Genomic DNA, 21,434 nt, shown 5'->3' with positions numbered 1-21,434 from the left:
AGCTCGCTCCTCTACTGTGCGGGCTCGAGGGTGTCTGTCGATCGGACCGTTCTCTGTTCAACCGTCGTTTCCAGCCAGGACTGCAACATCAGGACGGCCCATAGCGTTCGCGAATGATCACGATTGCCATTCAGATGATCCTGCCAGCAGTTCTGGATCCCTTGTGCATCCAGCAAATTCTGGCGGCGAAGGCGCGCTTCGGAGAGCAGGTCTGCAGCCCACGAGCGCAGGGGGCCTTTCAACCAGGCACCAACAGGCACGTCGAATCCTTGCTTGGGTCGATCTATCAAGTGGCGCGGCACGTAACGATTGAGAACCTGCCGCAATATCCACTTGCCCTGCCCGTCGCGCACCTTGGCCGTGTTCGGCAGCCGCCAGGAGAATTCCACGACGCGATGGTCGAGAATTGGACAACGCGCCTCCAGACCAGTCGCCATGCTGGCGCGATCGAGCTTCACCAGAATGTCGCCGGGGAGATACCCGATCATGTCGCGCACAATGAAGTCGGACAGAAGATCATTCAGCGGCGGCACGTTGCTCGAATCGGAGATCGTCTGCTCCGGGGTTAATTGCAGCTCGGAAAGCCGCATGACTTTCCGGTACATCTCGTCGGCGTTATTGCCTGCAAACAGTTGCGCAAGGCGGTTAATCCGGTCGCTTCCGATCATCCGTCTCAGGCGACCTGAAAGAGGCAGGGCGTCGGCGATGTCCTCCCGGATACCGCGGGCGAGCAATGACACACCCATTGCCGCTGTTCGCCGAATTGCCCGATTGGAGTTAAGGAGAGGAGCCAGACGGGCAGTCAAAAGATGCCTGGAGTATCCAGCAAAACATTCATCTCCGCCGTCACCGGAGAGGACAACAGTTACATCCCGGCGCGCGAGACGAGATAGCAGCAGTGTCGGAATCTGCGACTCGTCGGCGAATGGCTCGTCCCAAATACGGGGCAGCTCGGGAATGACATCTCTGGCCTCCGAGGGAGTGAGACGTAGCTCCGTGTGGTCCGTGCCGAGGTGACGGGCCACAGCCGCGGCACAGGCTGCTTCATCGAAGGCGGGTTCGCCGAAACCGATAGTGAACGTGCGAACTGGCCGGCTGGATTGGGATTGCATCAGGGCCACAACAGTTGAACTGTCGATGCCACCGGACAGAAATAGCCCGATTGGCACGTCGGCAACCATGCGCTCACTGACTGCCTCACGAAGCAAGCCATCAAGATGCGACACGAGCTGGCAATCGTCCGCCGACACGAGGTTTTCTCGGCCGCTCTTTGCGATGTCAGTCAGCGACCACCAAGTATGCGTCTTTGCTCGAAGCTCTGCAGCATCCTGCGATGCCAGAAGATCATCGGCGCTGAAAGATAGAATGCTGCCGGGTGGAAGTTTGAAGACATCTCGCCATATGCAATGTTCGTCCGGTAACCAGCCGCGGGCGAGAAACTCAGCCACCCCGCAAGGATTGATCTCCGGATGGAAATCGGGGAACGCATCGATCGACTTTAATTCTGAAGCAAAGACAGCGGCGTTTCGCGTTCTGGCGACGTAGAGGGGCTTCTTTCCCATTCGATCGCGAGCCAGATGGAGAGTGCGGGTCTGGCGATCCCAGAGACCGATTGCGAAGATGCCGTTGCTGCGCTTCAGGGCTGCCTCAAATCCCCATCTCTCGATCATTGCGAGCAAGACTTCGGTATCGCTGCTGCCGATGAAGGTCTGGCCGAGACGTTGGAGTTCGTGTCGCAGCGACGGGTAATTGTAAATCTCGCCATTGAACGTGATGACGAACCGGCCGCTCTCGGAAAGCATCGGTTGTCGCCCCGCGTCCGTAAGGTCAACGATGGCGAGCCGGCGATGCCCGAATGCAACCCCGGCGTCGCGATCACACCACAAACCGTGACCATCAGGTCCGCGATGGTGCAGACGATTCGTCATTCGGCCGATCGCATCCAGATCGGCGGATCGGGAAGCTCGTGGCATCTGAAGAATTCCGGCGATTCCACACATGATCTAGCTTCCGATGCGCGTGCGTGGCGACGAGGCCTGCACCGATCCGAGGATCAGGCTGAGGGCAAACGCGAACCACACGATGGGATGACGCAAGATGAAATGGCTGATGCTGAAAATAGCCAGCGCAGCGAACAATGCTGCAAGGGCATCGAGTTTCGCGCGGAACATGAGTATGAACGTGCCTGCGAAGAGGCCGCAAACGGCAATCACAGCGAGCAAGCCACCTTGCGTATATATATCCAGCAGCGTGCTGTGAGCTTCGAAAGGAGTTGGAAGCGCCTTGTTATTGGCGACATTCGGCTTCTCAAGATGCGGGCCCGGCCCGAGCCCGAGCGATCCGGATTCCAGTCCTCGATGGAGCGCATCTCCCCAGAGCTGCAGCCGCAGGGATGCGGTGCGCTTCGTCGCCTCACCACCACGGTCCTTCGCCAAACTGATCGCCAGACCTTCAAACTCATCGGCGGTCGCGACGGCATACGGTGCTAATGCGAGTGCCAGAGGAACGGCGGCGGCGATGACCAGAACCGCCACTACAGACCGGAAATTCAATCTATGCTGTGGCGAGGTCAGCCAACTGCGCAAACGCAGCACAGAAAAGATCGCGGTGGCAGTCACCATCGCAACGAGAAACGTATCGCTTTTGGTCAGGCGCCCGACGGCGAAGGTTAGCAGGCAACTGAACGATCCCGCTATGCGGCCGAAGCCTTTGGCCGATAGGGCAAGGCTGAGAGACAGCGGCGTCAAAACGGCGCAATAGAGAGCAATCTGATTGGGATTCTCCGCCCAGCCTCGAAATCGATCCCAGTACCATGGATCGACCGATGGCAGGCTGATGATGGACCAGCCCGCGGCGATCTGAAGGACCAGTGCGACGTTCCAGAAAGCGATCAGGAACCATTGGGTTTGTCGTACGGCAGCGTTGGCTTCCATCGTTGCGACGATAAGACAGGTCAAGGTTGCCACCAACAGATACGCGAAGGCGTCATGTAACATCGAGGGAAGGTCCAGCTCCTGGCTCAGATAGGCCACGCATGTCCCTATGCTCAGGGCGAGTGCAAGACAGACCCAAAACGCACCGATTCGGAGCAAGGCTGTCGCGTTGTAAATCTGGCCGGTAACGACGATCCGCAATGAGACGAAGGCTAACCACAGGACGAGACAGACCTCGCCAACACCCAGCGGAATTCCCGGAAGGCGCAGCTGTGAAGCTGTGGTAAGTACGATGCCAAAAGAGAGAAGCGCATTGGCGATCATGGTACTTTTCCACTGTGCTGGCTCACCCTTCGATCTTCATGGGTGTCGCGAGATAAAACAGTCGGCTCTTCGCTTCGCCTCCCGGTGAAAACCAGCTTCCTGTAAAGATCGGCGTAACGGTCAGCCACAACGTTCAGGTCGAATTCACGGCGCACGAGTGCGATCGAACGCTGCCCCATACTCTTTGCGCGGGTAGGATCCTGGAGAAGATCGAGAATGGCGGCGGCGAGCGCACGCGGGTCCCGGGGCGGCACCAGATGGCCATTACAGTTCTCCACCACAACATCACCGCAGCCTGGCATACGCGTGGCGACAATAGGCACACCCGCCAATCCTGCTTCCAGCAGGACACGGGGAATTCCTTCGCGATATTCCGTCGGGAAGGCGAAGACATTCGCGATTCCAAGAAGCGAAGGAACGTCGGATCGCGCACCGAGAGCGATTACGTGTGGCGCGTATCGATCAATCAAAGCCTGATCCACGGCAAAAGGACCTTCACTCTCCCTTGGCCCGACAAGCAGGAAACGAACGCTGGGTCGCGCTTCGCGGACGATCGCCGCCGCATCCAGAAGCGTGGGTATGCCCTTTTGTACTGTCAGCCGGCTCACGGTCATGACGACTTCATCGTCGCCGATTCCGAGTTCTGTACGAAGTTGTGCAGCGGGCGGCGCTTGGGCCCGCGCCGTCTCGAAAGCATCGACATCGATTCCCGAACTTCCGATCAGTACAGCGGGGCTTTTGCCAAGCAGACGGTAACGGCGGAAAAAGTCGCCATCCTCCTTGTTCTGAAATACCGTTGCCGAGGTCCAGCAGGCGGCCAGCCGCTGCAGTGCCAGGTAGGCGGGCCTGAATGCAAGAGCCTTCAGGTGAGCCGAGGAGAATACCCAACCCATTCCGTTGATGGTGCGCACAATGGGGATCGCCCCTCTAACCGCAAGAGGAGCAAGCAGATTTGGTTTGGTATCGAACGTTTGAACAACATCCGGTCGAATGCCACGCACAAGTTGTGAGAGCTGGCCGACGGCCTGGCGGTCGGCAACTCGTGCGCCGAACCTGTTGAAGTCATAGCGATGATACTCGATGCCGCTATTTGAGAACGGGAATGCAGCGCCGGTGCCGGCAGCGCTCACCCGGAAACCACGACTGCGCAAAGCTGCCAGAAATGGGATCCGCAGGGCATGATCCTCGCCTCCCACGCAAAGCACATGCAACGTCATGCTAATCCTTTCGATCGCAATCGGAATGCAGCTCAGTCGAGCCGAGCGCTCGGCTACAGATGGATTTCGATGTCCTCGAGTATGAGCGGACTATGTGAGCTTACGAGACGGTCACGAAGTGTCTTCATTCGTTCGAATGACGGCAACGTCGGAAATACTCGGCGATCCTGAAGAACTGGGACATCGACACGACGAAGATTACTCCGAATTGCGTCTGGCATGATGTGCGCAAGCTGAAGCGTCATATCGTCAGATTCGGACTCAGTTCAAACGTCTGAGTAAGTGGGGCAGCCGGCGCCCCGTTTCACTTGCGCTGCATTTGCGCCCGGATGGACAACAAGGCTTGCCTGGGTGCCTATCGTCGGCTCAATTGCCGGGAGAAGGCAGGACGGCGACACGCCCGAGCAAGGCAACCAACTCCGCCTGCCGCCGTGTCTGTGTCTTGACGAACAGGGATGCCAGGTGTGAGCGGATCGTCGTCCGGCTCAGCCGTCGGGAGCGAGCAATATCAAGCAAATTATGGCCGCGCGCCAATTCGACTGCAAGCTGGGTTTCCGCGGCTGTGAAGCCGAACAAACACCGGAGCGCCTGGGGCGTCGGCTCTGGATGAGCGTCGAGATCGAGCAGAATGATGGTGCTGGTTTCATCCGTCCAGACGTTGACCATCTGGCTCACAAGGCTGGTGACGCCCTCCTTGAAGGAAGTCGCAAGCCATGATGTCGAGCCAACGGGAATCTGGGCCCCCGCGCGATTCACCAGCTGCTTTACGGCGCTGTAGAGGGTTTCAGGACTGGCGGTGATTTTGTACTCGCGCTCCAATATCGCACGCCCGATCGCACTCACGTCGAGCACGCAACCACGCTTGAGCAGAACTTGCCCGCAGCCGACACGCGCCAGAACCGCGTGCAGTACGTCGCGTTGTTCGCCAAGGTCGGGCTTCTTGTCTGGATCAGCGTCTGGCCTGACAAGAGGAGCGCGATTCGAAATGTTGAAGATTGATTCCCTGCAGGGATGAAGCGATGCAATCGCGCCTGGCAATGCGGCACTCTGGTTCAAGTTCAACATTTCGCCATTCCCTTTGTCTACTCGTTCAACTGGATGACAAGGATTGATCGAACCAAAAGCATTCCAATTTCAACGCGCCATGTAAATGTTCAAATCGGGGTAACCCGACTGCACACCTGAGCGAAGCGATCCGCTATTCGCAGGCCCTCTAGCGGTCTGACCGACAGGGAGGAATGGAAGAAATGCCGCCTGAAAAGCGGTGCGCAACCTCAGCGCGCAGTTCTGTGCAGGCCGTCGGGCTAGAGGCTGCGAATAGCCGTATCCATTGTGGGTACCCCCGCCGGGGCCAATGGCTCAATTGGATGCGCTGGCTACTCCCGAAGCGCGCAGCGAAACTTCGACCACGTCTCCCGGCTCTACATCGAAATCAACTGATGCCGCGATCCTGTTCCACTGCTGACCGACCTTTCGCGCGATCGTTATTTCTGGTCGGAGATCGCTGGTTCCGACCGGTAGTGCTCCCGCACCACCGACAGGCTGCAATTTTTGACTCAACGCCTGCAATTTGACCCGCAGGTCCGCCATCCGCACGGTTGAATCCTTCAACTCGCGCAGCAGATTGATGATGCGCTGGCTGGTGACCCGCTCGATCTGGCGCAAAAAATCTTCGCGCTGACGTTGCAGCCGCATGACTTCAACCGTCGTCTGAAGGCGCCGTGTCGACGACAGCAAAAGAGCGCGTCGGCTTTCCGTGACACGAGGGCTTGGCAATGATCCTGAGCCAAATAACTTGACTACCCGATCCAGCTCATCCTCATCAGCCTGCACACCCTTTTCCTCGCCGTCCTGCTGCTTCCTGAGAGTTATGAGCTGCACGTCCGACTGTTTTACCGCATCCTCCAGAAAGCTTCGTTCCTTGCGGTAATCGATCTGCGCGGTCTTGAGCGACGCTGCCTCGGATTGCACGAGCGGCTCGATGACGGAGGCCGGTAAAGATATCTCGCTGGGTACCTTCTGATCGAAGTTATCGTTGCCCTGGATTTCCGCATTAGTACGGGCAACGTGGAAGTACTCTTTGATGTACTCGGTCGACAAAGATTGGTAATCGCGCAACAGATCCGCCGGATCGGTGGCGCCGACCTGACCGCGAGAACGCAGCAGGCTAAAGCCACCAGCGACCGCAACGGCTTGGCGTACCGTCATGGACGCGCGATACACCAGCTGCCCCGGCGTGAGAACGTCGCCAGTGACATAGATGGGTCGATACTCCACGACGCTCGTGATCACGTCCCCAGGCTTGATTACCAGCGCCTGCTCGCGCCCGTCCGGTGAGCGCTGACGCAGGATTCTGGACTGCAGCAGCGTTTCCATACGGGCCTGAAGTTCGGCCGGGGTCAGACCGGCAACCGGCACCGTACCGACTCCTGGGAGAGCAACGGTGCCGTCCATCTGGATCTGAGCTCTATTGCGCTGTTCAGGCGCCCCACCAACCGCCACTTCGATAGTGTCGCCGGGCGCGAGGCTGTATTGAGCTCCAAGGCAACCGTCGCTGCCCGCCAGGACAATGATTGCTGCCCAGACGCTGATGGGGACATAACTGAAAGTTTTACTGCGCCTGTTGTCTTTCATGACGATCTCCTTGCGCCAAGCTGCTTCCACTGTCTCGATCAGCCCAGTCGATGCGGGAAACAAAATCAAATACGGGCCCGCCTCGTTGCCCCCAGTTGCTCGACCAGATGACTTGCGAGCCATCAGGAGAAGGTGAGCCGTGCGTTTCGCTCCAATAGTCATACGGAGCATTGCGCGTATGCGCGATACGTCGGAATTCGCCGCTGCCATCGATTTTCAATGCGATAACTTCCTGAGCGAACGGGGCCACTTTCTTGCCGCCGGCGGGAGCGAGCGCAGCGCCGGCATAACTCAAGAAGACCCAACCAGGACGGCGTATCGCTCGCATCGACGCATGCTGAGCTTCGCCATAGGGAGCGAGCGCCGTGACTTGTCCGTCCTGGAGCCTCCGTTTGATGACCTGATATTTGTCAGGCACCGACTTGCTGATGCCGACATAAACTTCATGGCCATCGCCATCGACGGTCATGTCGCCGTGGCCGGGCCGATGGTGCTCGGTCCAGCTCTGCAGGAGATCGCCCTCGACGCTGAAGACAAATGCTTGATCCGTGAAGTCAATGAGAGACTGCTGGCAGAATATGTACTTGCCCAGCGGCGAGATCCCGCAATAGTTATTCTTTCCGGGAATTCGCGCCAGCTCAATGTCGGGGAATTTCTGGCGATCCAAAAGATCCAACGCAAATGCGACAAGCCTGCCCTGTTGGCTGATGGCGCGCACTACGATGCGGTTACCGTCCCATGAGGGATTGCCCTTGTAGGGACCGAATTGAAGCTCGCTATATGCTTCAGTATCAAGAATCACATCTTCGGCGTTGCTGCGCGGCGCCCATCGCGAAATGCGACGTCCGGCGACACAAATCATGAGCTCTGGATCTTGCGGATGCCATTCGCATTCCCCCCCGCGCTGTCGCCGGAACAGTGGGGCATAAGTGCGCCCGTCAAGAAAGCACAGACCATTGCACCCGTTGACAATCAAAAGCAGGCTCTGGTCGGCGTTCCACGCCTGCGCGCTCGAATAGCGATGGGTGCAATAGGAACGCTTGCAAGCCAAGCCGTTTCCCATCGGACTGTCAGGCGTGGTCACACGTACAAATGTCGTGCCGAGGGATGCCTCGGCGGCTGGCGCGAGATAGCCAGGCAAATCCATGGCAGGCGCCGGGAGGAACTGGGCGTTTGCGAGCGATTCCGTTGAGGCAGGTCTCGAGGACACGAGCAAGACAAGGGCGCCACAGCACAGGAGAGCTCGGGCATAACCCAGCCGGGCCTTCATGTGATGAAATCCCTCTGCCGCCGGACTTGCTTTCCCGAAAGGCGATGACGCCACCAGTCAACTGTCCGTTCCAACCCTTCCCGCAGCGTGACCTGCGGTGACCATCCCGTCGCATGGACGAAGCGGGTGCAATCAGCCAGCAGCGCTCGCACTTCCGAATTTGTCGGCCGCAGACGCTTCTCCTCCTGAAGCACAGGCTTGTCGCTGGAAGTAAGATCGACGATGACGTCAATCAGGTCGCGGATCATGATCGCCCGCTGACTGCCTGCGTTATATGGCTGGCCATATTCGATGCCCTCGGCCAGCCCGGCAGCCATGAACGCGGCTGCCGTATCTGCAACGAATGTGAGATCGCGTACGGTTGTTGCATCCCCGATCATGATCGCGGGGCAAGAGGGATCGAGTGCTTGCCGTATGATGGCGGCGATGATCGCCCTCTCGCTTTGCCGTGGCCCAAACGTATTGAAGGGCCTGAGGATGACGACCGGTACGCCGAACGACTTCGCGAAAGCCCCCGCCATCATGTCTGCGGCAATTTTGGAGGCGGAGTAAGGCGATTGTCCCTGTAGCGGATGATTTTCATCGATCGGCATTGTTATGGCCGTGCCGTAAACCTCGCTGGTCGACGTGTGAATGACCCGCTCGGTGCCGTGCTGCCGCGCGGCTTCGAGCACATTCAAGGTGCCGAGCACGTTCGTTTCGACATAGGATTGCGCAGCGACGTAGGAATAGGGGATCGCAATCAGTGCTGCGAGATGAAAAACGATTTCGTGGCCAGGCACGAGACGACTGATGAAAGCCGCATCGCGGATGTCGCCGCGAACGAGATTGACTTTCTTTCGGGTCGAATCCGGCAAATCATCCAGCCAACCATGGCTGTCGAAGGAATTGTACTGGGCAAGCGCGGTAACATTGGCTCCTGCCGAAACAAGCGCTTCGGTTAGGTGCGAACCAATGAAACCATCGGCTCCCGTAACGAGAATTCTGGCACCAAGGTAACTCATGGCCGTCAATCTCCGGTTTGTTGTCCAGAGTCTTTGGATTGATCTTTCGGCGTGGATTCAGTCCACGATCCCACGGCGATTGCCCAGGCTGCACGAACAATCCAGCCAAGATCGGAAATCAGTGTTCGGCGCGGGAAATAGGCGAGATCGATCTTCGCCTTGGTCGGGAACAGAACTTGTCGATAGAAGTCCACAGCCGCAACGTCAGCGGGATAGAGCTTGCTTTCATGACGAAACATGACCTGGCAGGGACCAACAAGGCCGGGCTTGTGGTCGAGAAGCTTCTCGAAGCCACTATGAAAGCAGTCGAAGAATGCAAGCGATTCGGGCCGCGGCCCCACGAGCGCCATGTCGCCGCGCAAAACGTTCCAGAGTTGCGGTAACTCGTCCAGCTTGCTCGCGGCAAGGAAGCGACCAATCATCGTTAGGCGGCCATCGCCTTCTACCGTGAGCGGATACCCATGCAGATCGCAATCCGGTCTGAATTTGCGAAATTTATACATGCGGAATGGTCGTCCATTTTGCCCGAGACGAAGTTGCGAAAACAAAATCGGCCTTCCGCTTTCGATCCAGATAGCGAGCGCTACGATCAGGAACAGAGGAGCGAGAGTGGCTGCCGCAGCGCCGGCAACCAGAACATCAAAGGCCCGCCGCAAGCCCACTTGCGTAACAGGAGTTGACGTCGAGAGTTGGTGAGCTGCACCACGCATGGCTATGCGATTGCCCCTAGTGGAAACTCGGTGCCAAGTGCGGCTGCGAGGGAATTCACCGCCTGCTCTACATCGGCCGGGTTCATCCGGGGGTGGAGCGGCAGCGTGAGTTCGCGTTGGGCAAACTCCTCGGTTCGCGGCAAGAGCGTATCGGGGTAAAGCTCTCTGTAAAACGTCAGCTGGTGTACAGGGGGATAGTGAATGGTGGTCTGTATCCCGCGCTTGCGTAGCCGATCAATCACGGGCTGCCGGTCGGTTGCCGCCGGCAGAACAACAGGCATCAGATGGTGCGCCGATGGCCAAGGATTTGCAAAGGGTATCATCACCGTTGGGCAATGCTCCGCCATCAACTGACGATAGCACAGTGACAGGCGTCGTCTGGTGTCATTCCATTCAGGAAGTTTCTTGAGTTGGGCAAGACCGAGGGCCGCACGCAACTCGTCCATACGATAGTTGAACCCAAGGATCGTCACATCGTAGTCGGGGCGGCGGCTGGTGAGGCGCTGCCGCGTGCTGCTTGTCATGCCATGAGATCGTGCTCGCCTGATAGTTTCCCTCAAAGCGCGGCTGCGGGCGATAATGGCTCCACCCTCGGCGGTCGTCATGTTCTTGTTGCCATAGAAGCTGAATGCCGCCGCCTCGCCAAACGTCCCCACGGCGGGCAATCCTGGCGCATGAGCTGCATCCTCAATCAGGAGCAGCCCCTTACGACGAGCAAAGGCCTGCCAAGTATCGCGGTGTGCGAGGTAGCCGGCGAAATGGACGAGAATAATCGCTTTGGTTCTCGATGTGCATTTGGCCTCAGCGTCATCCAGCGACATCAGCGGAATCTCGGCTGAATCGATATCGACGAAGACCGGGCGCGCTCCCACGTAGAGAACGCTATTAGCCGTGGCGACGAAGGTTAGCGATGGAACGAGAACTTCGTCGCCAGGCCCAATGCCAAGCGCGTGCAAGATGAGGTGAAGGGCCGCCGTGCACGAGCCGACGGCGATCGAATCCTCAGCCTCATGAAGATGGGCGAACGCTTGTTCGAATTCCCGAACGCGGTCGCCCATCGTGACCCAACCGCTCTCGATTACAGAGGCTAGGGCTGTCTGCTCGTCCGGACCCAGGACTGGCTCTGATACCAATAGCATGTGTTTATCTCCGATCCCGGATTCAGCGAAACGTTTGAGCAGCACGGACAACAGCCGTGACAAGCGGTGCCTGCGTCAGGCCGCGACGGTTGCCACGAATGCCGGCGGCGACTGCTCGTCCCAGGCAATATCCTGAGCCTTGAGGAAGTCATCCACCCGCCCGATGTCGAGCCACATGCCGTTGTGCTTGAATACGTTCACGGGCACTTCTTCCTCGAGCATCTGGGCCATCAGATCATCGAAGCCGAATGGAACACCTGACGGAATGCGATCCAGCACCGAGGGATCCATGCAATAGATGCCCATGCTCACGAGATGCGATAGTTCGGGCTTCTCGCGGAATCCGGTGACGCATCCGCCCGTCTCGTCGATCACGCCAAAGTCCATCTTGGTGGGACGTGTTGCAGTGGCGATAGTAAGAGGACCTTGATGCCGTCGATGACAGCTCACGAACTGGCTGAGGTTCAGGTCCGTAAGCACATCGCCATTGAGAACCAGAAACGGCGTGTCGAGTTGCTCTCGCAGAAGGGACAGTGGCCCGATCGTTCCAAGCGGCTCCAGCTCCTGCGTGTAAACGATCTGCATATTCCACTGATTGCCGTCGCCGCACACGCTGCGAATAAGATGGCCCAGATATCCAGTCGTGATGAAGACTTCTCTGATTCCGTTTCGTCGGAGCCATTTGAGCAGGAGCTCGAGAACGGGCCGCGATCCGATCGGCATGAGCGGCTTCGGCAAAATGGATGTATGCGGGCGCAGGCGCATTCCCTTTCCGCCGCATTGAATGACAGCTTTCATATTATCCTCCTGTGTTGCTGGAGCACGCAATCGTTCATCATATCAACGCGACAACCCGACCTGGCGCTGACGGCCGAACCGGAATGGCATTGACGAGAAAGCTAGACGTTGACTGTCAACACGTCTTCGTGCGTTTGCATGAGATCTCGCAAGGATAGTTGGATTTTACGTGAGCACATGCATTGAAGCGGCTGTGCTACAGCTCGAAGTAGCTGCCTGATGTGATGGGATAGACCAAGCCCGACTTCGGCTGTCTCGCTGGCGTAGACGTAGATATCGCGAGGCAAGATCGACATCATTGCGATTGGAATGGCGACGACAGACGCAGCGCACCGACTTGTCAGCAAGTCTTCAGAAACTGACGCCCGGCATCCGTCATGCATGCGAGCGACGTTGTACTAACTGTCGCCGAGGATCGGTGGAACAACTTATTGAATCGCATCGCGACAGTACGCGTGATCGTCAACGCATCACGTATCTATGCTTGATCGTTCATCCGCATGGGCGCGACCGCCCGACAATCGTCGGTCAGCGCGACTTGCTCGCCCACACCAACAATCGCCGGCTACTTGCCGATCCGGGCCGTGCCACAAATCTTTCGATTGATGCCCTTGCGGATCAGACCGTCGATGTGCGGGACCTCGACGTGATCTGGCTCGTCGTTGACCACACTGAGAGGTACCGGCGCCTCGATTGTCTTGATCTCGGAGATCATCGCAACAGGATTTGAAAGCCGGCCGTTCGAATCGCCAACCAAAGGTGGAGAGTTGCTGTTCGCTGGTTCTGCCAGTGATCCGTTGTTCATCCCCCAAATCGCTGCCTGTGTCCGATTCTGAACCCGGAGCTTACGAAGGATCGCCTTGACGTGGACTTTCACAGTTGCCTCAGCGATATGGATCTTTCGCGCGATGCTCTTGTTAGAAGCGCCTTCGATCAGGCAGTGCAGAATTGATTTCTCCCGCGGAGAAAGCTGCGGCGCCATCGCACCTTCCGGAGCAATAAGAATCGCATGTTTTTTGTTCTGGCCGCGCGACTCTACCTCGCCTGGGTCGTCACCCTCAGGAGCGAGAACAGATGATAGAAATGCCGGAGGAAAGATAGTTTCGCCCATCATGATCAGTTCGATGGATTTTATGAATACATCGCAGGTCATAACGTTGACAAAGTAACCACTCGCACCTGCCCGGAACGCCGACGCCAGTTCGTCCATTCGATAGTGATCGGCCACGATCGCAATCCGCCCGTTCGGATGGACGTCTCTGAAAAGTTCGATTTGCTCGATTGCGGCGTCAAAATCATCGCCGGTGTAGACAATAAGAAACAGAGGTTGGTGTGCTTGCAGTTGGCCCGGGAGCAAATCATCAACACTTGATACTGAAGCAAGGATACGAAAATTTGCTGAGCGTAAAATTCTGGCAAGCCCCTCTCTAAGTAGAATGCTTTTCCCAACGAGAATGGTCAAAAAAGATTGTTGCCTTCGCATAGCGCTCTCCCAACCACACGCAAACTGATACTAAAAAACGGAGCGATTGAAATTCAGCTCCTTCTTGGTGATCTGTCGGCGGTTAAGTACCGCTTCTTCGGCAGAAGTTTTGGTATTGAAATATTCTTAGTCGGTAAGAAATTCTGTCTTTTAGAAAGCATTTTACGGTCGATTTTAGGAAGCCTCCCTGTCGGTTTGCGACCATTTTATGAATGTTAGATGCGAATTCCCGATCTCCCTATATACCTTTAGTTATAGGCGATGGACCGGTACTGAGGGATGTCGTTCATAATAGTAAACGGGGCAATCACCGCAGACTCCGTAGTGGGAGTGCGTGCTTCGTCATACGGGACATCCATCCTTGAGTGACAATTTGAAACATTGACACTCGACGTTGCATCGTCTTTTGATTGTTGCGCTGCGATGTAGCGCAACAAATTTGAGCCTCCGGAAAATTAGGTTAAGAAGGAAATATCCGGGGTAGTCTGGAGTTTAAGTTTTGGGGGGCGAGGCTGAGGACCGCCCATGAGCTGCACCAGCGTAGTGATAGCAGACCGCCATCCAGTGGTTCTGCAGGGTTTGACGAGTGTGCTTGAAGCGCAAAACGGCTTCAAGGTAGTCGCATGCTGCAGCAATGGCATGAGCTGCATCGAAGCGATCCGAAATTTAACGCCGGACATCGCCGTTATCGACATCGCAATGCCAGGCCTGACCGGGCTGGAAATTATTACCATCGCCAATTCCGAGCGGCTTGCAACGCGGGTCGTCTTTTTCAGCGCCGTGGTCGAAGATCGCCAACTGGCTCTATCGGCCGCGGCTGGCGCCTACGGTGTCATCCTGAAGGACGTGCCGCTCGAAACCCTGGTGCAATCCTTGCGGAAGATCGCGACTGGCCAAAGGCTATTGCCGCTCCCCTCGGTCAATCACGGTATACCTTCCGAGCAAAAGAGTATCGCGATCGCGGAGAGCGTGCTGACGGCGCTGACAGAGCGCGAGCGTCAGATCATGCGCCTGGTCTCTGAAGGGTTGTCGAACAAGCAAATTGGTCGCCGGCTGAATATTGCCGATGGCACCATCAAGCAGCATCTCCACCATATCTATCAGAAGCTTGAAATCAGCAACCGAACAGTGCTTGCGGCGCTCGCTATATCCCACAATGAACGTGGGGGCTTTCTTGAGGACCGAGCTCTGTCGATTCATTGTGATTGAGCGCGAGCAGTCCCGCGCTGACCCGTGCGCTACTTCCACGCTGATGCTGGCGCTGATCGGAGCACAAGCCTGGTCAACGACATCCATCTTGCCGCCAGCGTGGAGGCCGAAAGGCCCCTGATGCCCGGCTTCACCACCATGCGCGACATCGGCGGGCCCTTCTTCAGAAAATCGCTGGAGAGCCTGCATTGCCAGTTGCGCGGCGCCATGCCCCCGGCGGCAGTCCGGTCGCAGCGGAGAAGACGCGGGTGAAGTGACTTTGATCGGCAAAGCCGCAAGCCAGTGCGACATCTGCCAATGGCATATCGCTCTTCATCAGAAGACCTCGGGCCTGCTCGACGCGCTGGGACAGGATCCACTGGTGGGGCGCCTTGCCCGTCGCCTTCTTGAAGCCGCGGATGAAATAGCCGCGCGACAACCCACAGGCCTGGGCAACATCAGCAACGCGCACATTTCCGGCAGCGTTGCAGCTCAGCATTTCGACGGCGAGCGCCAGTTGCGGCCGTGATAGCGCCGCGCCTTGCGACGCGGATTCGAGACTGGCCGCATTGTTGTACCGCTCGATCAGATGAATGCCGATCGTCGTTCCGAGCTGATCGAGGAACAACGGACTCGCCTCGCTACTCTTCTGCAGCAGGGGCTCGACCACGCTGACGAGCCGCAACAGAACGGGATCGGTGTCACCGGCGTGGCACGCAAGGTCGACCGTACCGCGCCACCCGTGCTCCTGCGCCAGTTCGATCAGGAACGGCCGCGATACCTCCATCAGGAGAAAATCGAACGCGCCGCGCAGATCGGCACGATAGTCATCCGCGAGGTTGCGAATATAGATCGAGCCTTCCTCGAACTCATGACCCGTGGCGTGATGCTCGTGGAAAATACGCCGCCGATGACCACGGCCTTGCGAGATGCCTATCAGGAAACCGCGATCGTCGGCTGCGGTCGAGACCTGACCGAGATGCGGATCGTCGCTCCCTTTGCGGAAAAACTTGATCCCGGCGCCGCGCAGCTCCTGATCCTTGTGGAGCTTGCTGGCGGGACAACCAAACAGGTCGATCGTCGGCGCTTTCGGCTTGGCCGGGATTTGCTGCCGCTCCGGCATATGGACGGATCCCGCATATGGTGCACTGTCGGGAATTCGGGTATCCGCCATCATATACCGCCATTGCTGCACGCCACAGATCGCCTGGGCGCTTTCATGCGCCCGACGAACCACCGCAGGTTTCCGTTCAGCCACACACATCGTTGCGCGTCGCCGCCGCTCCATGATTCCAGAATGCGGAATTGTACGCGGACAGACAATTGGAGCATGGTGGAGACTGACTAGACCTTGGTCTAGGCGAGCGAGGGCGGCTCATATCCCAACCGGTCGGCCATCCGCACGATGTCAGCCAGCGAGTTCGCCCGCATCTTGCGCATCATCGTGCCGCGGTGGAGCTTGATCGTGGCCTCGCTCAGGTCCAGCGCAGCCGCAATCTGCTTGTTCATCAAGCCGGCGGCGACATGCGCGAACACCTCGCGCTCCCTGACCGTCAACGTCTCGAAATCCGCCCTGAGGCCAGCGATTTTCTCGGCCGCCTGCTTCATTGCACAGTCGCGCTTCACAGCCGCCTCAACCGCAGCGAGAAGATCCATCGCGCGGACGGGCTTGGTCAAGAATTCGATAGCACCGGCCTTCATCGCCCGCACCGACATCGGCACATCGGCAAAGCCGCTAATCACGATCACTGGCGTCGTGACATGCAGGGCAGCCAGATCATCAAGGAAATCGAGACCGTTACGGCCAGGTAAATGCACGTCGAGAACGATGCAGCCGAATTTGTCCCTGTCATCCTTCGCCAGAAACTCCTGCGCCGAGGCAAAGCACTCGACCTGAAGACCGACCGAGCGCAGCATGCCGTCCAAGGCCTCGCGAATACCCTGGTCATCGTCGATGACGGCGACAACGGCCGCAACTTTTTCTGGATCTGCGATCACGGCGCCACCTGCAGTATACGTGGTGGCAGCGTGAATCGAAAGCACGTACCGGTGGGCACGCGTGGCTCCGCCCAAAGCCTTCCGCCATGGGCATCGAGAATGGAACGGCAGATCGACAGCCCCATACCAATGCCATCCCGCTTGGTCGTGAAGAACGGATTGAAGATCACGTCAAGATGATCGGGGTTGATACCCACCCCGGCATCTTCGACGGTGACGCAGACCTCTCCCAATGGATCCATCGCCGACACCACCGTCACGCGTCGCTGCTGCGTCCCCGACGCATTGATGGCGTCTGCTGCGTTCGATACGAGGTTCAGCATCACCTGTTGCAGCTGCACCCGATCACCAACGATCGACGGCTGGTCGGGCTGAAGATAGACGTCCAGCGCAATCCCTTGCCGCGACAGTTCCGGCTGCACAATCGAGAGGACGCTTTCGATCATCTCGTTCAGGTCGTGCTCTTCGAACACCACCGGCGCGTTGCGCGCAATCGCGCGGATGCGCTGGATGATCGTTCCGGCGCGATGTCCTTCCGCGATGGCCCGCTCGGCAGCGGCGCGGGCCTCGCCGACATTGGCCTTCTCGCCCTTGAGCCATTGCACACAGGCCTCGGCATTCATGACAACGGCCATCAGCGGCTGATTGACCTCATGCGCAATGGACGCGGTGAGTTGCCCCATCGTGGTGATCCGTGACATGCGCGCCAGTTCCGCCTGCGCGACCTGAAGCGCCGCCATGCTCTCGCGCAGCTTGCGGTCGGCACGATCCTTGTAGAGGGCCATTTCGATCACGGTGCGCAGTTGCAGATCCTCGAACGGTTTGAGCAGATAACCGAATGGCTCGGCCTCACTGGCCCGCCTGATCGTCTCGTCATCGGCATAGGCCGTGAGGAATACCACCGGGATCTGGCATCTGGCACGGATCTGCCGGGCGGCATCGATGCCGTCTATCTCGCCTTCCAGACGGATGTCCATCAGCACCAGATCGGGGCGATTGCTGATGGCAAGCTCAACGGCCGCCTCGCCGCGGGCGGTCACCCCGATCACGGAATGACCGATCCGGCCGAGTTGCTCGCTGATATCGCGGGCGACGATGCGATCGTCCTCAACGACCATGACGCGGGCGCGCGTTGTCATGGCGCGAGCCTCGCGCTACGACCAGCCTGGAATGTAAGGATGCAAGTCGTACCGCTGGCGCGATCGACAGAAAACGCGCCATGCAGCTGCTCGACCAGATCGCGCACCAGCTGCAGGCCAAGCGATCTGGTTTCTATGAAGTCGAACTGTTCGGGCATCCCGATGCCGTCATCCGCGACGGTCAGAGTACATATCCCGTCGTCGCTGCGGCCGAACGCGACCTTGATATAGCCAGTACGCTCGCCAGGAAAGGCGTGTTTGAACGCATTGGACACGAGCTCGTTGATGACGAGGCCGCATGACACGGCGCGGTCCATGTCCAGCGTCACGTCATCGCTCTCAGCCGTGATCTCGACGCGAGCCCGCCCATAGGCGCGGCGCAGATGCGTGCACAGACTGAGCACGTGGGTTTGCATCTCGATCTCGGCGAAGTTGCCGGCGCGATAAAGATTTTCATGCACCAGCGCCATCGACCGCACGCGGTTGCGGCTGTCCGCAAACAGCGCCGCGGTGATCGGGTCGGTGATGCGCGATGCTTGCAGGTTCAGGAGGCTGCTGATGAGCTGCAGGTTGTTCTTGACGCGGTGATGCACTTCCTTGAGCAGCGCTTCCTTTTCGTTCAGCGATGCTTCCAGCCTTTCCCGCGCAGCGTTTCCCGTTGTGATGTCCATCATTGCGCGCCGCAGTTCGAGCTGGTTCATGATCTGACGCGCGAGCGCCTGCAGCGTGAATCGCTGACGGGCCGAGAGACCATCCGGGCGCGGCGTATGGTCAAGCACACAGACGGTGCCGATCGGCAGGCCGTTTTGCGTTTCCAGCAAAGCACCCGCGTAGAAGCGCAGCTTTGGACCGCCGCTCACCAGCGGATTGTCCTGGAAGCGCGTATCCGAGGAGAGATCGGGGACCACAAACAAATCAGTTTGGCGGATCGCCTGCGCGCAGATCGAATGATCCAGTGGCAGTTCCCGGTCGCCATGCGCGATGCCGGTCAGTGTCCAGTGCCGGTCGCCATCGATCAGATTGATGGCCGCGATCGGCGCATCGCAGATATCCGACGCGATCTGCACGAAGTCCGCGAAATCCACATCAGATGCAGAATCGAGAATATCGTATCGATGCAAGGCCGCGATGCGATCGCGTTCATTCCACATGTCAGCCACTTATGTCGGCGTCATCCGAACCATCACGCCAAAACAGGACCAATGGCGGGTGCTCGCGTAACCTATTCTGCGGCGGTGGAAAATGAAACCACACCGTAACGCGGTCGACGGAGCGCCCGGCTACCACCCATATTTGAGCTCCAGGCCGAGATAGTTGCTGTCATGGCCGCCAGCATTCCGCACAGTATCGCCGATGACATAATGCACCGCCTCGACGGCTCCGGTCAGGTTGGCGTTGAAGACGTAATCCGCCCGAAGCTGCGAATAGACCCCGGTCCAGCGACTGCCCTGCCCGGCCGTACCCGCAATGGCAACGTTGGGCTGAACATAGACGGCATCGGCGACCGTCTGACGCCACTGCATGCCCACCCCGGCGGTAACCGTCAGATTCGCGATGGGCTTCACCGTCAGTGTCGGCTTGAGATGGATCAGGTTGGCGTAACCGGTATAGCCGGCCAGCGAGAAATAGTAGCCGTTCGGGAATAGCGGATTGAACGTTCCGATCGTGTTGTCGCCTGCACGTCCGTCGCCTGACGCCGCATCCGCCTGCAGGCCGATCCTCGGCGTCCATGCAATGTTAGAGAATGTGTAGCCAGTGCGGCCGCCCAGTGCCCAGGCTTCGATATCCTTGGGTCCGACATGACCGGTCTGGCCCATCGCCTCGAGATCCCAATCGAAGCCATTGGCATTGCCCGCAAAGCGGACGTCGAAGATATGCCGCGCCTCCTCGCCCAGCGCGTCGAGATAACGCGCAGACGACCGCTCGAATAGCGAGTAGTAGCCGGACAGTTCGTTGTCGCCGAACACCTTGCGTTCGATACGCGCGGTGCTGAAGCGGAAATTCTGGCCGGAGAAATCATCGAACACGTCGCCAAAGCGATATTGGACGGGCTGGCTGACAAAGCCGATGAAGCGCCACAACCCGGTCTCGTAATCCGCCCATACCGCGTCGAAGGACTGCCGCACATTCGGCCCATCGCGCGACGACACGAAGCGCTGCAGATCAAAGGCAAAATCCTGCCGGCCGACACGGGCCTTGAAGATTCCATCCCCCAGCGCACCGCTATAGGCGATGAAGGCCAGTCTCAGATCGAGCTGGTTTTGATCGACCGGCGAGATACTCGCCTTGTCGATGGTTCGCACGTCCTCGAGCTGGGTGAATATCTGCCAGTTCTCGTTCAGCCGGATATCGACATGCATCTGCAGCCGCTGCAGCAGATAGGAATCGCCACGCGTATTGCCGACGCCAAAATTCGGCGCGTCGTTGAACTCGAACCGCTCGCGCAGAGCGGCACCGAGCGAGATATAGCTTTTCGGATCGGTGACGAAGAGCGGGATATATTTCAGCGCGTCGAACGGCTCGGTCCGCAGCGCCGGATTGGCGAGCGCTGACCAATCTTCCTGCCAGCGATTGGTGAGGATCTTCGGGCGCGCCGGCTGCGACGCGGCGTCTTCAGCACGCACAGGCGAGAGCAGCGCGGCGACCACGCTGAAAGCAAGTGCGGTCGCCGCTGCCCGTCTTCTATTTGCTGATGGTGGAGTGAATCTCGGCAACATAGCCTCCGGGGAATTTCACCAGCGCCGCACGCCGCGCATCTGCCACATAGGGCTCGACCAGCACGGCGGCACCGGCAGTCTTCGCCTTGGTCAGCGTCTCATCGAGCGACGGCACTTCGTAGCCGGTCAGCTCATGGCCATAGGGATAGGGAAGCACGCCGTCGGTGACCAGAACGGTCATCTTGCCGAATTTCGACGTGAGGCGGATCCGCCGATAGGTGTCGTTGGGGCGGCCGATCTCGATGCCCGGCGCCTTCGCCGTGTCGGAGACGACGCTGCCTTTCGAGAAGGCGACGAAGCTCTTCACGAACTGGTCGGCCCGGCTGGCCGGCACATAGACACGATTTTCCGGAACTGTCTGCAACTCCGGGTAGGACGGCGCGGTCGTGTGCCAATAGAGCTGCATGTTAATGCCACCCGGCCATTGCACCACGACGTCGCGGCCAATGGGGTCGGGGAATGTCTTGACGAGCACGTCGGCGCCCGCGCCCTGCGCGGCTTTGACGGCGGCGTCGATATCGGTGACGAGATATCCGGTGCGCTCATGGCCGAACGGATACGGAATCGGCGTCTTGAAGCCGAACACCGAGACCGACCCCGCCGGAGTCAGCAGAAGCTGCGACGTCGTACTGCTCGGTGTCGGCGTCACCGTGGCAACGACCTGTTTGGTACTTTTGCCGCCAAAGGTTGCGATGAAGCTCTCGACAAAGCGATCGACCTCTTCCGGCGCGACATAGACATGCGTCGTGTCATATTGCGCGCCGACCGCAAAATTGGTCTTCGCCGGTACCTCGCGCGACCATGCATCTTGCGGCGCCGCCGACAGCAACGCGACGGAAACAATAGCGGCAGTGAATTTGAACAAACGCATCATGGCAGT

The 21,434-nt window shown here is 58.5% G+C and carries 18 protein-coding genes; 1 reads left to right on the top strand and 17 read right to left on the bottom strand.

What is annotated here, in order from left to right; all coding sequences use genetic code 11:
* Positions 1–11 precede the first annotated feature (11 nt).
* The 11 genes from asnB to AB8A27_RS26490 form a co-directional block, all read right to left on the bottom strand.
* Positions 12–2,000, bottom strand: a complete 1,989-nt coding sequence (asnB, locus tag AB8A27_RS26540) for an asparagine synthase (glutamine-hydrolyzing) (RefSeq protein ID WP_441244448.1) — start codon at positions 1,998–2,000, stop codon at positions 12–14.
* Between the two features lie 3 nt (positions 2,001–2,003).
* Positions 2,004–3,257 (bottom strand): O-antigen ligase family protein, encoded by a 1,254-nt coding sequence (locus tag AB8A27_RS26535; RefSeq protein ID WP_441244447.1) that lies wholly within the window; start codon positions 3,255–3,257, stop codon positions 2,004–2,006.
* Positions 3,254–4,474: a glycosyltransferase gene (locus tag AB8A27_RS26530; protein WP_441244446.1), complete on the bottom strand. Its 1,221-nt coding sequence runs from the start codon at positions 4,472–4,474 to the stop codon at positions 3,254–3,256. The genes AB8A27_RS26535 and AB8A27_RS26530 overlap by 4 nt, the downstream gene beginning before the upstream one ends.
* Before the next feature lie 366 nt (positions 4,475–4,840).
* Entirely contained in the window at positions 4,841–5,539 is a 699-nt protein-coding gene (locus tag AB8A27_RS26525) for a helix-turn-helix transcriptional regulator (RefSeq protein ID WP_092140506.1), read from the bottom strand.
* A 294-nt stretch (positions 5,540–5,833) separates the two neighbouring features.
* Positions 5,834–7,108 carry a polysaccharide biosynthesis/export family protein gene (locus tag AB8A27_RS26520; protein ID WP_441244445.1) on the bottom strand — a complete coding sequence of 425 codons (1,275 nt, stop codon included), beginning with the start codon at positions 7,106–7,108 and terminating at the stop codon, positions 5,834–5,836.
* The gene (locus AB8A27_RS26515) at positions 7,086–8,255 is read right to left on the bottom strand and encodes a hypothetical protein (protein ID WP_441244444.1); all 1,170 of its coding nucleotides are present in this window, start codon (positions 8,253–8,255) and stop codon (positions 7,086–7,088) included. Before AB8A27_RS26515 ends, AB8A27_RS26520 begins: the two co-directional genes overlap by 23 nt.
* A 119-nt stretch (positions 8,256–8,374) precedes the next feature.
* Complete coding sequence (locus tag AB8A27_RS26510) at positions 8,375–9,382, bottom strand: SDR family NAD(P)-dependent oxidoreductase (protein ID WP_441244443.1); 1,008 nt, start codon at positions 9,380–9,382, stop codon at positions 8,375–8,377.
* A 5-nt stretch (positions 9,383–9,387) separates the two neighbouring features.
* Positions 9,388–10,092 (bottom strand): sugar transferase, encoded by a 705-nt coding sequence (locus AB8A27_RS26505; RefSeq protein ID WP_441244442.1) that lies wholly within the window; start codon positions 10,090–10,092, stop codon positions 9,388–9,390.
* A gap of 2 nt (positions 10,093–10,094) precedes the next feature.
* Positions 10,095–11,231, bottom strand: coding sequence for a DegT/DnrJ/EryC1/StrS family aminotransferase (locus AB8A27_RS26500; protein ID WP_441245038.1), 1,137 nt, complete (start codon positions 11,229–11,231; stop codon positions 10,095–10,097).
* Positions 11,232–11,306: 75 nt separating this feature from the next.
* Positions 11,307–12,029 carry a sugar phosphate nucleotidyltransferase gene (locus AB8A27_RS26495; RefSeq protein ID WP_092140516.1) on the bottom strand — a complete coding sequence of 241 codons (723 nt, stop codon included), beginning with the start codon at positions 12,027–12,029 and terminating at the stop codon, positions 11,307–11,309.
* Positions 12,030–12,594: 565 nt separating this feature from the next.
* Complete coding sequence (locus AB8A27_RS26490) at positions 12,595–13,512, bottom strand: LuxR C-terminal-related transcriptional regulator (protein ID WP_441244441.1); 918 nt, start codon at positions 13,510–13,512, stop codon at positions 12,595–12,597.
* Between the two features lie 525 nt (positions 13,513–14,037).
* Here AB8A27_RS26490 and AB8A27_RS26485 point away from each other — a divergent pair.
* Positions 14,038–14,721 (top strand): LuxR C-terminal-related transcriptional regulator, encoded by a 684-nt coding sequence (locus AB8A27_RS26485; RefSeq protein WP_441244440.1) that lies wholly within the window; start codon positions 14,038–14,040, stop codon positions 14,719–14,721.
* 163 nt (positions 14,722–14,884) lie between these two features.
* On the opposite strand, the gene AB8A27_RS26480 is transcribed toward AB8A27_RS26485, so the two are convergent.
* The 6 genes from AB8A27_RS26480 to AB8A27_RS26455 all read right to left on the bottom strand — a co-directional run bounded on the left by AB8A27_RS26480 (position 14,885) and on the right by AB8A27_RS26455 (position 21,428).
* Positions 14,885–15,823 carry a helix-turn-helix domain-containing protein gene (locus AB8A27_RS26480; RefSeq protein WP_441244439.1) on the bottom strand — a complete coding sequence of 313 codons (939 nt, stop codon included), beginning with the start codon at positions 15,821–15,823 and terminating at the stop codon, positions 14,885–14,887.
* A gap of 233 nt (positions 15,824–16,056) precedes the next feature.
* Positions 16,057–16,698, bottom strand: a complete 642-nt coding sequence (locus AB8A27_RS26475) for a response regulator transcription factor (RefSeq protein ID WP_441244438.1) — start codon at positions 16,696–16,698, stop codon at positions 16,057–16,059.
* The gene (locus tag AB8A27_RS26470; RefSeq protein ID WP_441244437.1) at positions 16,695–17,837 is read right to left on the bottom strand and encodes a sensor histidine kinase; all 1,143 of its coding nucleotides are present in this window, start codon (positions 17,835–17,837) and stop codon (positions 16,695–16,697) included. The genes AB8A27_RS26475 and AB8A27_RS26470 overlap by 4 nt, the downstream gene beginning before the upstream one ends.
* Positions 17,834–18,988: a histidine kinase dimerization/phosphoacceptor domain -containing protein gene (locus tag AB8A27_RS26465; RefSeq protein WP_441244436.1), complete on the bottom strand. Its 1,155-nt coding sequence runs from the start codon at positions 18,986–18,988 to the stop codon at positions 17,834–17,836. The genes AB8A27_RS26470 and AB8A27_RS26465 overlap by 4 nt, the downstream gene beginning before the upstream one ends.
* Positions 18,989–19,117: 129 nt before the next feature.
* Entirely contained in the window at positions 19,118–20,554 is a 1,437-nt protein-coding gene (locus AB8A27_RS26460) for an alginate export family protein (protein WP_441244435.1), read from the bottom strand.
* Positions 20,520–21,428, bottom strand: coding sequence for a glyoxalase (locus AB8A27_RS26455; protein WP_441244434.1), 909 nt, complete (start codon positions 21,426–21,428; stop codon positions 20,520–20,522). Before AB8A27_RS26455 ends, AB8A27_RS26460 begins: the two co-directional genes overlap by 35 nt.
* Between the last annotated feature and the right edge of the window lie 6 nt (positions 21,429–21,434).

Origin of the sequence: Tardiphaga sp. 768_D3_N2_1, from assembly GCF_052076105.1 — a bacterium.
In the GTDB taxonomy this organism is placed as follows: domain Bacteria; phylum Pseudomonadota; class Alphaproteobacteria; order Rhizobiales; family Xanthobacteraceae; genus Tardiphaga.
This window is presented reverse-complemented; position numbering and strand designations above follow the sequence as displayed.

Coding starts and splice junctions, on each gene's coding strand:
- AB8A27_RS26455 (WP_441244434.1), bottom strand. CDS start 21,428: ATGATGCGTTTGTTCAAATTCACTGCCGCTATTGTTTCCGTCGCGTTG.
- AB8A27_RS26510 (WP_441244443.1), bottom strand. CDS start 9,382: ATGAGTTACCTTGGTGCCAGAATTCTCGTTACGGGAGCCGATGGTTTC.
- AB8A27_RS26490 (WP_441244441.1), bottom strand. CDS start 13,512: ATGCGAAGGCAACAATCTTTTTTGACCATTCTCGTTGGGAAAAGCATT.
- AB8A27_RS26515 (WP_441244444.1), bottom strand. CDS start 8,255: ATGGATTTGCCTGGCTATCTCGCGCCAGCCGCCGAGGCATCCCTCGGC.
- AB8A27_RS26535 (WP_441244447.1), bottom strand. CDS start 3,257: ATGATCGCCAATGCGCTTCTCTCTTTTGGCATCGTACTTACCACAGCT.
- AB8A27_RS26460 (WP_441244435.1), bottom strand. CDS start 20,554: ATGTTGCCGAGATTCACTCCACCATCAGCAAATAGAAGACGGGCAGCG.
- asnB (WP_441244448.1), bottom strand. CDS start 2,000: ATGTGTGGAATCGCCGGAATTCTTCAGATGCCACGAGCTTCCCGATCC.
- AB8A27_RS26485 (WP_441244440.1), top strand. CDS start 14,038: ATGAGCTGCACCAGCGTAGTGATAGCAGACCGCCATCCAGTGGTTCTG.
- AB8A27_RS26465 (WP_441244436.1), bottom strand. CDS start 18,988: ATGTGGAATGAACGCGATCGCATCGCGGCCTTGCATCGATACGATATT.
- AB8A27_RS26525 (WP_092140506.1), bottom strand. CDS start 5,539: ATGTTGAACTTGAACCAGAGTGCCGCATTGCCAGGCGCGATTGCATCG.
- AB8A27_RS26480 (WP_441244439.1), bottom strand. CDS start 15,823: ATGCCGGAGCGGCAGCAAATCCCGGCCAAGCCGAAAGCGCCGACGATC.
- AB8A27_RS26520 (WP_441244445.1), bottom strand. CDS start 7,108: ATGAAAGACAACAGGCGCAGTAAAACTTTCAGTTATGTCCCCATCAGC.
- AB8A27_RS26500 (WP_441245038.1), bottom strand. CDS start 11,231: ATGCTATTGGTATCAGAGCCAGTCCTGGGTCCGGACGAGCAGACAGCC.
- AB8A27_RS26470 (WP_441244437.1), bottom strand. CDS start 17,837: ATGACAACGCGCGCCCGCGTCATGGTCGTTGAGGACGATCGCATCGTC.
- AB8A27_RS26495 (WP_092140516.1), bottom strand. CDS start 12,029: ATGAAAGCTGTCATTCAATGCGGCGGAAAGGGAATGCGCCTGCGCCCG.
- AB8A27_RS26530 (WP_441244446.1), bottom strand. CDS start 4,474: ATGACGTTGCATGTGCTTTGCGTGGGAGGCGAGGATCATGCCCTGCGG.
- AB8A27_RS26505 (WP_441244442.1), bottom strand. CDS start 10,092: ATGCGTGGTGCAGCTCACCAACTCTCGACGTCAACTCCTGTTACGCAA.